The 12,653-nt window shown below is 71.3% G+C and carries 16 protein-coding genes and 1 tRNA gene; 7 read left to right on the forward strand and 10 right to left on the reverse strand.

Going from position 1 to position 12,653, the window contains the following annotated elements:
* Positions 1-67 precede the first annotated feature (67 nt).
* Positions 68-412: a hypothetical protein gene (locus IMZ35_RS14965; protein WP_199441685.1), complete on the forward strand. Its 345-nt coding sequence runs from the start codon at positions 68-70 to the stop codon at positions 410-412.
* 127 nt (positions 413-539) lie between these two features.
* Here the strand turns inward: IMZ35_RS14965 and IMZ35_RS14970 are convergent, their stop codons facing one another.
* A complete protein-coding gene (locus IMZ35_RS14970) occupies positions 540-1,058 on the reverse strand; it encodes a DinB family protein (RefSeq protein ID WP_199441686.1) in 519 nt (172 codons plus the stop codon).
* A complete protein-coding gene (locus IMZ35_RS14975; RefSeq protein ID WP_199441687.1) occupies positions 1,055-1,984 on the reverse strand; it encodes a LysR family transcriptional regulator in 930 nt (309 codons plus the stop codon). Before IMZ35_RS14975 ends, IMZ35_RS14970 begins: the two co-directional genes overlap by 4 nt.
* 68 nt (positions 1,985-2,052) lie before the next feature.
* On the opposite strand from IMZ35_RS14975, the gene IMZ35_RS14980 reads away from it, so the two are divergent.
* Complete coding sequence (locus tag IMZ35_RS14980; protein ID WP_307868154.1) at positions 2,053-2,958, forward strand: EamA family transporter; 906 nt, start codon at positions 2,053-2,055, stop codon at positions 2,956-2,958.
* Between the two features lie 19 nt (positions 2,959-2,977).
* On the opposite strand, the gene IMZ35_RS14985 is transcribed toward IMZ35_RS14980, so the two are convergent.
* On the reverse strand, positions 2,978-4,027 hold the full coding sequence (locus tag IMZ35_RS14985) for a LysR family transcriptional regulator (protein ID WP_199441689.1): 1,050 nt from the start codon (positions 4,025-4,027) through the stop codon (positions 2,978-2,980).
* A gap of 243 nt (positions 4,028-4,270) precedes the next feature.
* Between IMZ35_RS14985 and IMZ35_RS14990 the strand changes: the two genes are divergently transcribed.
* Genes IMZ35_RS14990 through htpX form a run of 4 tightly spaced genes read left to right on the forward strand, consistent with a single transcriptional unit; the run spans position 4,271 to position 6,676 of the window.
* The gene (locus IMZ35_RS14990; protein WP_199441690.1) at positions 4,271-4,726 is read left to right on the forward strand and encodes an NADH-quinone oxidoreductase subunit B; all 456 of its coding nucleotides are present in this window, start codon (positions 4,271-4,273) and stop codon (positions 4,724-4,726) included.
* On the forward strand, positions 4,723-5,316 hold the full coding sequence (locus IMZ35_RS14995; protein ID WP_199441691.1) for an NADH-quinone oxidoreductase subunit C: 594 nt from the start codon (positions 4,723-4,725) through the stop codon (positions 5,314-5,316). Before IMZ35_RS14990 ends, IMZ35_RS14995 begins: the two co-directional genes overlap by 4 nt.
* Positions 5,313-5,789: a 4Fe-4S binding protein gene (locus tag IMZ35_RS15000; protein WP_199441692.1), complete on the forward strand. Its 477-nt coding sequence runs from the start codon at positions 5,313-5,315 to the stop codon at positions 5,787-5,789. Before IMZ35_RS14995 ends, IMZ35_RS15000 begins: the two co-directional genes overlap by 4 nt.
* Positions 5,790-5,809: 20 nt before the next feature.
* Positions 5,810-6,676, forward strand: coding sequence for a zinc metalloprotease HtpX (htpX, locus tag IMZ35_RS15005; protein ID WP_199441693.1), 867 nt, complete (start codon positions 5,810-5,812; stop codon positions 6,674-6,676).
* A 51-nt stretch (positions 6,677-6,727) separates the two neighbouring features.
* Here the strand turns inward: htpX and rfbA are convergent, their stop codons facing one another.
* Together rfbA and IMZ35_RS15015 are read right to left on the reverse strand one after the other, a co-directional pair.
* Entirely contained in the window at positions 6,728-7,612 is an 885-nt protein-coding gene (gene rfbA, locus IMZ35_RS15010) for a glucose-1-phosphate thymidylyltransferase RfbA (protein ID WP_199441694.1), read from the reverse strand.
* Positions 7,609-8,100 carry a YajQ family cyclic di-GMP-binding protein gene (locus IMZ35_RS15015; RefSeq protein ID WP_199441695.1) on the reverse strand — a complete coding sequence of 164 codons (492 nt, stop codon included), beginning with the start codon at positions 8,098-8,100 and terminating at the stop codon, positions 7,609-7,611. The genes rfbA and IMZ35_RS15015 overlap by 4 nt, the downstream gene beginning before the upstream one ends.
* Before the next feature lie 122 nt (positions 8,101-8,222).
* Between IMZ35_RS15015 and IMZ35_RS15020 the strand changes: the two genes are divergently transcribed.
* Positions 8,223-8,305: transfer RNA gene (locus IMZ35_RS15020), tRNA-Tyr, on the forward strand.
* 144 nt (positions 8,306-8,449) lie between these two features.
* On the opposite strand, the gene IMZ35_RS15025 is transcribed toward IMZ35_RS15020, so the two are convergent.
* The 5 genes from IMZ35_RS15025 to IMZ35_RS15045 form a co-directional block, all read right to left on the reverse strand.
* On the reverse strand, positions 8,450-9,850 hold the full coding sequence (locus IMZ35_RS15025) for a tyrosine-type recombinase/integrase (RefSeq protein ID WP_199441696.1): 1,401 nt from the start codon (positions 9,848-9,850) through the stop codon (positions 8,450-8,452).
* The gene (locus tag IMZ35_RS15030) at positions 9,847-10,032 is read right to left on the reverse strand and encodes a helix-turn-helix transcriptional regulator (RefSeq protein ID WP_199441697.1); all 186 of its coding nucleotides are present in this window, start codon (positions 10,030-10,032) and stop codon (positions 9,847-9,849) included. The genes IMZ35_RS15025 and IMZ35_RS15030 overlap by 4 nt, the downstream gene beginning before the upstream one ends.
* The gene (locus tag IMZ35_RS15035; RefSeq protein WP_199441698.1) at positions 10,029-11,138 is read right to left on the reverse strand and encodes a DUF3631 domain-containing protein; all 1,110 of its coding nucleotides are present in this window, start codon (positions 11,136-11,138) and stop codon (positions 10,029-10,031) included. Before IMZ35_RS15035 ends, IMZ35_RS15030 begins: the two co-directional genes overlap by 4 nt.
* A 40-nt stretch (positions 11,139-11,178) precedes the next feature.
* Positions 11,179-12,150 carry a bifunctional DNA primase/polymerase gene (locus IMZ35_RS15040; protein WP_199441699.1) on the reverse strand — a complete coding sequence of 324 codons (972 nt, stop codon included), beginning with the start codon at positions 12,148-12,150 and terminating at the stop codon, positions 11,179-11,181.
* A gap of 88 nt (positions 12,151-12,238) precedes the next feature.
* Positions 12,239-12,406, reverse strand: a complete 168-nt coding sequence (locus IMZ35_RS15045; RefSeq protein ID WP_199441700.1) for a hypothetical protein — start codon at positions 12,404-12,406, stop codon at positions 12,239-12,241.
* Positions 12,407-12,653 lie beyond the last annotated feature (247 nt).

Consider the following 12,653-nt stretch of genomic DNA (forward strand, 5'->3'; position numbering starts at 1 on the left):
CCCGATCGGCGGATCACCGCTGGAAGCTCCGCTGCCGCCGGCCGGTCGCAGCGGGCATGATGTGCCCATGACTCCTTCGGCCGAGAAGGGCGACGGGACCGAGCAGCGGGAGATCGACGCTGAGGTGGTCGCGTCGATCTCGGCCATGCGCGCCCGCGACGAGAGCCGGCGGCTGGACGAGGACGAGGCCCACCTCGCCCGGCGCGACCGGTGGGCCGCCGAGCGGAACGCGCGGGCCGACGCGCGGGACGCGAGAGCCGACGACCGGGACGCCGCGGCCGGTGAGCGGGACCTGCGGCTGCGCGAGGGCGAGGCCGACCTCGCCCGGCGCGCACGGCGGGCCGACGAGCGGGACGCGGCCGCCGACCAGCGCGAGATCGAAACCCAGACCGCGCCCCGGCGAGCGGACTGACGGCCGCGCCCGCCCGCCGAGCGCGTGAGCCCGCGCTCAGCCCGTTGGTCCTTCAGCCCGTCGTCCTTCAGCCCGTCGTCCTTCAGCCCGTCGTCCTTCAGCCCGTCGTCCTTCAGCCCGTCGTCCTTCAGCCCATCGTCTTCTGACCGTCGAGGCTCTCGCGGATGATGTCGGCGTGTCCGGAGTGCTGGGCCGTCTCGGCGATCAGGTGGGTCAGCACGCGTCGCACCGTCCAGCGCGCGCCCGGCTCGAACCACGGCGCCTCGGGCAGCGGGTACGAGGTGTTCAGGTCGAGCGTCGCCACCAGCTCCTCGGTGCGCCGCGCGACCTCCTCGTACCGCTCCAGCAGACCGGTGAGCGTCTCGTCCTCGCCGAACCGGAACTCCCCGGCCCAGTCCGTGGTCTCCTGGTCGTGCGACGGCAGGCCCTGCGCGAACCGCGTCCACTCGGCCTCGGTGGCCGTCACGTGCTTGATCAGGCCGCCCAGGCAGAGCTGGCTCGCGGTCGGGGTGAGCCGCGCCTGCTCGTCGGTCAGGTTCTGCACGGTGTGCCGCAGGAAGTGGCGGTTCAGGGCGAGGGTGGCCAGCAGGTCCGCGCGCTCGCCGCTCGCGGTCTCGTCGCTGCTGAGCTGTTCGGTGGCGATCATGGGAGTCCGTCCTCGTCGTCGTCCGTGCTGGTGAGAACAACGCTAGGAGGAATACCGGTCAGTTCTCGGCCGGAATTCGACACGAGTTCACGAACGATCCGCACGAGGTCGGGAACGGCCGGGTGCGACGGCGGGTCGGTCCACGCCAGCAGCACCGGCACGTCCGGGGCGTCGGTGATCGGCACGAACGCCACACCGGGGTGCGCGTGCATCGCGGCCGTGGTCGCCGTGGTCGCGCCGACCGCCCCACCGGCGGCGATGATCACCAGCCAGTCGTCGGTGTTGGCCACCTCCACCGTCCTGGCGGGCGTCGGGTGACCGCGCCACAGCTCCGGCGTGGTCGCGCCGGACACGGTGTTCAGGACGACCGGGTGCCCGGCGAGGTCGGCGAGGCGCACGTGCGGGCGGCGGGCCAGCGCGGAGTCGGCCGGGACCGCGGCCACCGGCGGCTCGGTCGTCAGCAGCTCGGTGCGCAGCCCCGGCACGCGCACGTGACCGCGCAGGATCGCCGCGTCGGCCCGTCCGCTGGTCAGCCCGGCCGTGCGCTCGTCGATGCGCAGCAGTTCCAGCGGCACACCGGGGTGCGCGAGCCGCCAGCTCCGCAGCAGCGGGGTGGTGCGGTCGCCCAGGGCGTTCCAGGCGTGCCCCAGCCGCAGGGGCCACGTGACGAGCTTCGCCGGGTCGAGCGCCCGGTCCACCGCGGCGAGCGCGGCGGCGGCCAGGTCGCGGAACGCCCGGCCGGCCGCCGTCAGCTCCAGGTGGTGGGTGGAGCGGTCGACCAGGCGCACGCCAAGGTGCTCCTCCAGCTGGCGCAGGGTGCGCGAGACGGCGGGCTGGCTCAGGTGCAGCCGGGCGGCGGCCCGTGTGACGTTGCCCTCCTCGGCGACGGCGAGGAAGCAGCGGAGGTGGCGCAGTTCGATGGTCATGTCTGCTGCGCATGATCTCAGCGAACAACGCATTTCACACCCGCGGGCTCGCTTCGTACCGTCGCGGGGTGATCCCAGTCAGAACCCGCTCGGCCGGTGCCGTCGCGCTCGTGATCGGCGCCGCGGTGTCCACCCAGGCCGGAGCGGCGGTCGCGGCCCTGCTGTTCCCCCGCGCGGGGGCCCTCGGCGTGGTGACGCTGCGGCTCGTCGTCTCCGCGCTCGTGCTGCTCGCCGTGTGCCGACCGGCGCTGCGGGGACGCGAGCGGTCCGACTGGGCGCTCGCCGGAGTCTTCGGCCTCGCTCTGGCGGGCATGAACACCCTCTTCTACCAGGCGATCGAGCGCATCCCGCTCGGCGCGGCCGTGACGCTGGAGGTGCTCGGCCCGCTGACCCTGTCCGTCGTCGCCGCCCGCCGCGCGTCGAGCTGGCTGTGGGCGGCTCTGGCGCTCGCCGGGGTGTTCCTGCTGGGCCGCGGCGGCTTCGACTCGCTCGACGCCGCCGGTGTCGGCTTCGCGCTCGCCGCCGGAGCGCTGTGGGCCGCCTACATCGTGCTCAGCACCCGCGCTGGCGACCGCTTCGCCGGTGCGGAGGGACTGGCGCTCGCGATGACCGCCGCCGCCGCGCTGAGCCTCCCGCTGGGCCTGCTCAGCGCGGGACCGGCGCTGCTGGACCCGGTGACGCTGGGGCTGGGCGCCGTCGTCGCGCTGATGTCGTCGGCGCTGCCCTACTCGCTGGACCTGTACGCCCTGCGCTCGATCCCGTCGTCGGTGTTCGCCGTCCTGAAGAGCCTCGACCCGGCCATCGCGGCCCTGGCCGGGCTGGTGGTGCTGCACCAGGCGATGGGTCCGCTGGAGGTCGTGGCGATCGTCCTCGTCGTCGCCGCGGGCGCCGGGGCGGTCCGCACCGGCCGCCCCGGGCCCGCCGCACCGGCGGAGCCCGAGCGCGATCAGGCTCGGACCGGGACCGCCTCCTGAACGGTCCCGGTCCCACCGCTCACGGCCCGCGCTGCTCCAGCGCCTCGGCCTCGAAGGCGCGCCACAGCAGGTTCAGCGGGTGGTCCTCGGCGTACTTCGCCCGCTCCTCGCGCCGCGCGAACACGCCCACCAGGCGTTGCAGCACCGGCTCGGTGTCGTTGCGCAGCTCCACGACGCGCAGCCCGGCGCCCTCGCGCAGCTCGCCGTTGCCCGCGACCACGCCCAGTCCCGACGTGACGATCATGCAGCCGTTCACCAGCCCGGAGCGCAGCAGCGACATCCCGTACTGGACCTCGTCGATCTCCGCGGCGATGTCCAGCTCGTTGCGGTAGTCGGCCCCGAACCAGCCCCGCAGGAAGTCGCCGATCAGCCCCTCGGCGGGCACGACCAGCGGCAGACCGGGCAGGTCGGCGGTGCTCGCCGACGGGCCGAGCCGGTCCTCCGGCAGGTTCGTCAGCAGCGCCAGACCGCCGCGCCGCCACTCGATCACGTCGAACGGCTCCAGCCCGCGCCGGTCGTCGGCTCCGGTGACGACGCTGCCGCACACCACGTCCACCTCGCTGGTCTCCAGCTTGTGCCAGACGTCCTTGGTGCGGATGTGCACCACCTTCAGCTCCACGTCGCGGCGCTGGAACTCGTCGGCGACGTGGCGCCACGCCCCGGCCAGCGAGTCCAGCATGAACCGGGTGGTGCCGACGGTGAGCGTGTTCCCCAGCTTGCGGCGGCACTCGTGAATGTGGTCGAGCCAGTCGCCGAGAGTGCGCCGCGCCAATTCGACCAGCGCTTCTCCGGTCGGCGTGAACAGCACGTCCTTTCCACGTCCCCGCTTCACCACCAGCGGTTCGCCGCACAGTGCGGTGAAGTTCCTGTTGAGGGTGTCGATCTGCTTCTGCACGCTCGACTGCTCACGGCCCAGCGCCCGCGCCGCACGCAGCGCCGTGCGCGTCTCGTACACCGCTTGCAAGGTCCTGAGCTGGTCCATCGTCGTGTCGAGCAGCGCAGGTGACGCCTGGAGCATCCTGCTGAGCTTGTTGCCGGAGGGGAGGAGCAACTGCGCGGGGCCGGACATGGACGCCTCTCGGTTCGTGCTCGGCTGTTCTACCGATCAGTTGTACTGAACTTGACCACAGTTCACCACGAAATTATCCGAAGATCTTCCCGCATTCGGTGGACACGGAATAGAGCTTCGTAGAAAGATTCTTCTCGCACCCGAGGGGGAGAGAAGCACGGGTGCAATCCGGGGGATCTGTGGGGGGTTGGCGGCCCGACGGGCGAAAGCCCGGCGGGCCGCCACGTACTAACCTGGACCGTTGTGACACCTCCGGCGCCGGACGAGCGCAGTCTCCGCCTCGACTGGGGCACCACCTACCGGATCACCGTCCTGGACCTCGGCCTCGCGTGCTGCGGCGTCGAGGTGATGGCGGCGCTGGAGGGCCGGGAGCGCGCCGAGGACGCGGAGCTGGCCCGACTGGGCGTCGACCCGGTCCACGACGCCGGTGAGGCGCACGTGCTGGTCGTCTCCGGGACGGTCACCGACGTGATGCTGCCCGCCGTGATCGCCACCTACGAGGACATGCCCGAGCCCCGCTACGTCCTGTCCGTCGGAGCGTGCAGCAACACCGGCGGCCCGTACTGGGACAGCTACAGCGTCACCAAGGGCATCGACCAGGTGCTGCCCGTCCACGTCGCCGTCCCCGGCTGCCCGCCCCGCCCGGAGGCCCTGCTGGACGGCATGGTCGCCCTGCACCGGCTGGTGTCCACGCCGTGAGCGCCGCCTCCGCCGAACTCGCCACCGCGCTGGCCGCGCTCGTGCCGGCGGTGACGCCGAGGACCGCCTTCGGCCAGACGATCGCGCACGTGCCCGTGGAGTCGTGGCTGCCCGCCGCCACCGCCGCGCACGACGAGCTGGGCTGCCACGCGTTCGACTGGCTGGGCGCGGAGGACGCCGGACGCCCCGGAGCGGCCGGGACCAGGCACGCCGTCCTGCTGCACGTCCTGCGGCCGCGAGGAGCCCTCGGCCTGCTGCTGCGCACCGAGCTGGACGACGGCACGGCGCTGCCCGGCGTCGCCGCGCTGTGGCCGGGCGCCGCGTGGCACGAGCGGGAGGCGGCGGAGATGTTCGGCATCGCGCTGCTCGACGAGCCCGCCCCGCGCCGCCTGCTGCTGCCCGACTCCTTCCAGGGGCACCCGCTGCGCAAGGACTTCGTCCTCGCCTCGCGCGTCGTCCGCCCCTGGCCCGGCCGCCTCGAACCGGGCGAGGACACCACCGCCTCGCCCAGCCGCCGCCGCACCGCGCCACCCGGCGTGCCCGACCCGTCGTGGGGTCCGCGACGCGAGAACCAGGAGGACCGGCCGTGACGGACCTGCCGCCCCGCAGCCGCGGCGTCATCGCGCTGCTGGAGTCCAACTGCACCGTGTGCATGCTCTGCGCGCGCGAGTGCCCGGACTGGTGCATCGACATCACCTCGCACACCGAGGCCGAGCAGGTCCCCGGCTCGGCCAGGCCGCGCAGCCGCAACGTCCTGGACCGGTTCGCGATCGACTACGGCCAGTGCCTGTACTGCGGCATCTGCGTCGAGGTGTGCCCGTTCGACGCGCTGCACTGGGCGTCCGAGTCCGGCTACCCCGGCACGGGCACGCCGGAGGGGGACGGCGCGGTCGCGAACCTCGTCCACGAGCGCGACGTGCTCGCCACGTGGGTCGCCGAGGTCCCGCCGCCGCCACCGCTGGACGCCGCCGCCGAGCCGGCGCCGGAGACGGGAGCCGCACGTCCCGCGCGGGGAGCCGCCGGAACTGCGCACCGGCCGGGTTCGTTGAGGGGGAGGAAGTAACGACCCGGAGGCGACGCACCGTGCACAAGCACTACAACGGGGTGAAGACCGCGTTGCTGCTCGGTGCCACGGCCGGGGCGATCGTCCTCGTCAGTTCGCTCTTCGGGCGGACGGCGCTGGTGATCGGCCTGGTGGTGGCACTGGGCGTCACCGTCTACGCGTACGCCAACTCGGGCGCCCTCGCGCTGCGGGCCATGCGGGCACGGCCGGTGTCCGAGGTGGAGCAGCCGGCGATGCACCGCATCGTCCGCGAGCTCGCCACGACCGCGCGGCAACCGGTGCCGCGGCTCTACATCAGCCCGACGCGCGCGCCCAACGCGTTCGCGACGGGCCGCAACCCCCGCCACGCCGCCGTGTGCTGCACGACCGGCATCCTGGAACTGCTCGACGAGCGCGAACTGCGCGCCGTCCTCGGCCACGAGCTGTCCCACGTCCACGACAGGGACGTCCTCGTCTCCTGCGTCGCGGGAGCACTGGCCGGCGTCGTGAGCGCGCTCGCCGGCCTCGCGATGCTCGCCGGTCTCTTCGGCGGCGACGACGAGGACCGGCCCAACCCGATCGCGCTGCTGCTCGTCGCGGTCCTCGGGCCGGTCGCGGCCGGCGTCGTGCGCATGGCGGTCAGCCGGTCCCGCGAGTACCGGGCCGACGAGGCGGGCGCGACGCTGACCGGCGACCCGCTGGCGCTCGCCTCGGCGCTGCGCAAGCTGGAGCTGGGGACGCTGGCGGCGCCGCTCGCGCCGGAGCCCGCCGTGATCGCGCAGTCGCACCTGATGATCGCCAGCCCGTTCCGGCCGGGGGAGCAGCTCGCGACGCTGTTCTCCACCCACCCGCCGATCGCCGACCGCGTCCGCCGCCTGGAGCGCATGGCGGACCGCCCCGTCGGCTGAGGAGGGCGGCACGTCGCCGCTCCCGTTCGCGGGGAGCGGCGACGACGGGCGTCAGGCGGGCGTCGCCCCGGCGCTGATCGCGACGTTCATGACGTACTCGCCGTAGCCGGACTTCGCGAGCTTCGAGCCCAGCAGGTAGCACTCGTCCGCCGTGATGAACCCCATCCGCAGCGCGATCTCCTCGGGACACGCGATGCGCACGCCCTGGCGGTGTTCGAGCACCTGCACGAACTGCCCCGCCTCCAGCAGCGAGTCGTGCGTGCCGGTGTCCAGCCAGGCGAAACCGCGCCCGAGGTCGACCAGGTGCGCCTTGCCGTCCCGCAGGTAGGCGAGGTTGACGTCCGTGATCTCCAGCTCACCGCGCCAGGAGGGCGTCAGCGACCGCGCGATGTCCACGACCCGGTTGTCGTAGAAGTACAGGCCGGTGATCGCCTTGTTCGAGCGCGGCACCGCCGGCTTCTCCTCGATGGTGACGAGCCTGCCGTCGGCGTCCACCTCGCCCACGCCGTAGCGCTGCGGGTCCTTCACCGGGTAGCCGAACAGCACGCAGCCGTCCAGCCCGGCGACCTGGCGCTTGAGCACGTCCGAGAAGCCCTGGCCGTAGAAGATGTTGTCGCCCAGCACGAGGGCGACGTCGTCCCCGCCGATGAAGTCGGCGCCGATCAGGAACGCCTCGGCCAGCCCGTTGGGCTGCGCCTGCTCGGCGTACTCCAGCCGCAGGCCGAACTGCGACCCGTCGCCCAGCAGGCGGCGGAACAGCGGCAGGTCCGTCGGCGTCGAGATGAGCAGGATCTCCCGGATGCCGGCCAGCATCAGCACCGACAGCGGGTAGTAGACCATCGGCTTGTCGTAGACCGGCAGGAGCTGCTTGGACACCGCCTGCGTGATCGGGTGCAGCCGGGTGCCGCTGCCACCGGCGAGGACGATGCCCTTCACCGGTAGTTGGTGAACTGCAGCGCGATGCCGAAGTCGGAGCCCTTCAGCAGGGAGATGACCTCCTGGAGGTGGTCCTTCTTCTTGCCGGAGATCCGCAGCTGGTCGCCCTGGATCTGCGCCTGGACGCCCTTGGGCGCCTCGTCGCGGACCTTCTTGGCGATCTCCTTGGCCTTCTCCGACGAGATGCCCTGCACCAGGGTGCCGGTCACCTTGTGGACCTTGCCGGAGGGAGCGGGATCGCCCACCTCGAACGCCTTCATGGAGATGCCGCGCTTGACCAGCTTCTCCTGGAAGACGTCGACGGCGGCGCGACAGCGCTCCTCCGTCTCCGCCTGGATGGTGATGGCCTCCTCGCCCGCCCAGGACACGTCCGCCCCGGTGCCGCGGAAGTCGAACCGCGTGCCGAGCTCCTTGGACGCCTGGTTGAGCGCGTTGTCGACTTCCTGGCGATCGACCTTGCTCACCACGTCGAACGACGGGTCCGCCACGTGCCAAGCACCTCCGAGTCAGTGGGGTCTGAACCTGCTCGGATGCTACCGGGGGTACCGATTGGAAGTACCGCACTCGGGTTATGTATTGTCTTCCCCGTACCCGGCACCACCGGGTGCGAGGCGGGTTGCCCGAGCGGCCAATGGGAGCGGACTGTAAATCCGTCGGCTTACGCCTACGTAGGTTCGAATCCTACACCCGCCACGCACGTCAAAGGCCCTCTGACCTGGGTAAACAGGTCAGAGGGCCTTTGACGTTCTGTCCGGCTGTGTCCGGCCGTCAACGGCGTTCTACGAGTGCCTGTGCCGAGGACGTGCCGAAGTTTTCCGGGAGGTGATCTGCCTCCCCCTACATCCCGTCCAGCAGTGCTTGCACTCGCCTGCGCGCGATGCGCTCACCTCCGTCGAGGCACTTCGCGTAGACCCGCAGGAGCACGCCGAGGCTGTGCCCGGCCCACTCCGCCACCCGCGTGGCCTCCACACCCGCGTTGAGCCACGTCGAGACGCAGGCGTGACGCAGGTCATAAGGGCGCTTGGCGAGCGGTGAGGCGACCACCTCCGGTGTGAACACCGCCTCCCGCGCCGCTGCCCACGCTCTGCCGTAGGTCGTGCTGCTGATCCGGCCCCCGCGCTCGGCGACGAACAGCAACCCGTTCGGGGCGATGCTGAAGGTGTCGAAGTGGTCGTAGAACAGCAGCGCCAACTGCGGCGAGCACGGTGCCGTGCGGCCCTCGTCCTCCGCCCGGTGCTTGAGTCCCCTCTCCTCGTTCCGCCGGCCGCTGTCGGTCCACTCGGCCCCGATCTCCGGGGCCGCTGTCGTGAGGTGAATTTCACCCCACTCGGTGACCCGCCACCGGCCCGCCTCCTGGTCCCACACGCGCGGCGGCAGGTCGATGTGGTTCCTGCGGAGCGCCGACGCTTCCTCGGGCCGCAGCGCGGCGTAGTACATCGAGCCGAAGAACGCGACGAGCTTGCCACCGGTCCGCCCGATGCCGGGAACGGCGCTGAGGAGCGTGCGAGCCTGCACCGGGTTGGCCACCGAACGCCGGTCCACCTGGTGCACGACGGTCTTCCGCTTCTTCGTCGTCACCTCCTTGAGCGGATTGGCGTCCAGCAGCTTCTGCTCCACCGCGTAGTCCAGCGCACTGCCGAGCGTGATCCGGCGAAGTCGGATCGTGTCCGGCGCAGCTCGCTTGCCGTCCAACTTGCGTTCGACGTCGGCCAACAGCGACCGCAGGACGTCGGGCTTCGCCAGGTCGCTCACCGGCCGCGTGTTCTGCGCCAGCCACGCCAGCGCCGCGGCCACGTCGGCCGAGTGCCGTTCGTCGCGGCGGTTGGTGTTGAACGCCGCCCGCATCGCCTTCCGGAGCACCGCGTTGTCCGGCGTGCTGCGCGTCGTGGCCAGCAGCGCCGCGGTGATGGGCGTCAGCGCGTCGGCGATGGTCCGCCGCTGCCCCGGAGCCGCGTCCCGCCACTTCATGTCCACGAACGAACAGGCGAACGCGAACCACGACGACGTGTTCGCGTTCCGCGCCATCGACACCGGCAGCCCGGTCTCCCGGTCGAACGCCTCTCCCCTGTTGGCCGCGCTCAACAGACTTGCCCGGAAGCTGTTCGCGAGCGCGGCCGTCCGAAACGCCTTCTTGGACGGAATGCGGTCGACCGACCATCGAACCCAATGGGTCGTCGTGCGCTTGCCCTTGTAGACGTCGATCGCGTAGATGCGAACGTCGTAACTCGTGTCCGTCACGCTGCCACCTCGCACGAGTTGAACCACTTCTCCACATCTGACCGGCTGAACCGCAACTGACCGTTCGGCAACTTGCGGCACCGGGGTGCGGTCTTCTTCGCCAGCCACTCGTACAACGTCGAACGTGACACCTTGAACTCGGCGCAGAACTCCGCAACCGTGAGCAACTCCTGTCGACTCACACCGCCGTCCCCTCGTCAACGTTCTCGGTCGGGAGGTAGCGCGCCCACGCGTCACCGAGTCCGTTGTCCCCGTCGACCACGTACCCCTTGAACGTCTTGCCACCGCTCTTGTAGGCGGTGACCTTGACGCCGTAGGCGTTGAGTTCCACGGCGAGTTGGCGTGCGTTGATCGGCCTGCCGTAGAAGTCGCCCCAGGGGGCCTCGTCCATGCTGTGCAGCACGGCGAGGATCTCCACGGTGCTCATGCGCTTCACACCGCGGTCGTTGAAGACGGCCCGCAGGTCGGCCAGCAGGCGGATGCGGTCGGAAGCGGGGTTGCTCTGCGACGCGGTCACGAAGTACAGGCAGGCAGCGCGCGCGGTGTCAGGCCAGTGACCACCGGCAGCATCGGCGATGGCCAGCAGCGGTTCCCAGATCTCCGCCGACCGGTCGGCCACGCCGTCGGGCATCTCGGGATAGGCCGTGCCGACCTGGTCACCCACCGACTCCACCCACGCGGCCAGCGCCTCACGGATCGGAGTCGACTGCTCGTCCACCTGCCGTTCGCGGAACGGCTCCACCGTTTCGTCCGCCCGACGACGACGCATGTGAATGGTGATAGCTCGACTCATGATGGTGTCGGGCATCCGACCGGCGATTCCAGCCAGCGCAGCAGGGGCGTAGACCGGGAAACGCTCGATGACCATGTTGCCCGCGTCGCCCTTGCACCGAGCCACGGTGGCGGACCGCTTGTATCCGGCGTTCACCAGCGCCCGAAGGTCCTCGTTACCGCCACCCTTCGCGTCGAAAATAGCGTCGATCTCGTCGAACAGAATCGTGATGGGTCCAGCGCCGACCATGCGGAATAGTGCGGCAGGGGTAGCGGAAAACGTCATCTCCGGTGCCTTGCTCAGGAAACGAGCCACCTCCAGAACGCGCGTCTTTCCAGATCCCGGTTCCGCGCTGGAGAGCACCAGTCGCGGAGTGATGTAGAAGTGTTCGGCGGCCCAGGTGTGGGCGTACCAGAGGGCGAGCATCGGCGCGCAGTGCTGATCGGGGAAAGCGTTGAACCGCGAGAGGAACGCCTGTACTCGGTCGAGGACTTCCGCGCCGCTGTGCTCACTCATGACTGGGCTTCCTTCAGCGCGGGGAATTGGTGGCCGGTGCTCATGCCGCACCTCGCACACCGAGCTGCTGCCGGTCGGCGGGTGCTTGTCGTGGTCGGGAGGCTCCGGCGCGCAGGCCGTTGGTGATGGTGCGGAGGACTTCTCGTTCGGTGCAGTGGCACTGGTCGGTGATCATGTGTGTGGCGGCTGCGTGCAGGTGGGCTTCCGCTGTAGCCGGGGGGAGGTGTCCGGCGGCGACGAGCTGTCCGAGTGCGACGGCGGCGATGAACAGGGTGCGGGTGTGCGCCCCTGGTTGCGCCGCTGCGACCCGGTCGCGTTCGCCCTGCACGGCGGCGGCGACGTAGGCGGGCATCCGCTGTGAGGGCACCACAACGGGCGCTGAGAGCGCCGTACGCGGCTTGGGAGACAGTGCCTGGATCAACCAGCCGGGCAGTTCGACGGGTTCCCGGTCGTCCAAGACCGTGTAGGCCCCGTGCGGGGTGTTTGATCCGGGGGCGACGACGTAGCCGCCGTGCGCGCGGGTGTCGACCTTCCACCCCAGCCCGCCGGCATCGCCCTCGGTGTTGCGCAGCTCCACACCGGAGGGTGCGACGAAGTACAGGTGTGAGCCGCCGCGTGCGGTGCGGACCGTGAAGGTCTCCCACGGCACCGGCTGCCGGGCCTGCTCGCAGACGAGGGCGAACACGTCGTGGCCGTCTGACACCCCCTCCCGGTTCCAGCCGTCCGGGGGCACGTCGGCGGGTGACTTCGGGGTGTCGAGGTCGACCACGACGAGTCCGGCCGGGCCGGTGGGCAGGCCGATGTTGAACGGGGCGGTGTTCCAGGCGCGGCGGATGCGGTCGGGGTCGGTGGTGGCGCGCTGCTCCCACCCCAGGTGCCCCGTCATGCAGGGACCGGTGTGAGGGCAGGAGGTCGTGCCGTGCAGCGCGGGGCGCTTGGTGCCGGGGCGCAGCGGGAAGACCGGCCAGCCGCGCGCGGCGACGGCTAGAGCGTGGTCGAGCAGAGGATTCATGATGTGTCTCCTGTGGAGGTGGGGCTGGGGTGTGAGCCCGGACCGGCGGGGTGTGTCGTGGCGGACTGCCCGCCGGTCCGGGATGCGGTTACTTGCCCGCCTGGTCGGCGGCCTTGCAGGTGGGGCACCAGGTGCGCGAGGTGAACCAGGTCCACACGGCTTCGGGCCGCTTGACGTGTAGCCCGCACGCGGTCTTCGAGCTGCCGTCCCACCAACTGCGCTTGACTTCGAGGTGGATGAGGTTGTCGTCGGGCATGGCGGGTGCTCCTTGTCGTCAGCGGGCGGCGCAGCCGGTGCACATGACGCGGTCTGCGGGGATGGGCGCGAAGCAGAGGGGGCAGGCCGCGGTGAGCCGGGCGAGCGCGGCGATCAGGTGGCGCATGGCGTGTGCCCTCCATCTCGTGACTGTGAGTGATGACATGTGGGTGTGCGGGGGTGCGGCGGGCACCGGGTGCGGGTGCTCGTCGTGGGTGGTGTGCGGGGTGTCGGGGCTGAGTTAGGCC

Origin of the sequence: Umezawaea beigongshangensis (genome assembly GCF_016464305.1) — a bacterium.
GTDB classification, from domain to species: domain Bacteria; phylum Actinomycetota; class Actinomycetes; order Mycobacteriales; family Pseudonocardiaceae; genus Umezawaea_A; species Umezawaea_A beigongshangensis.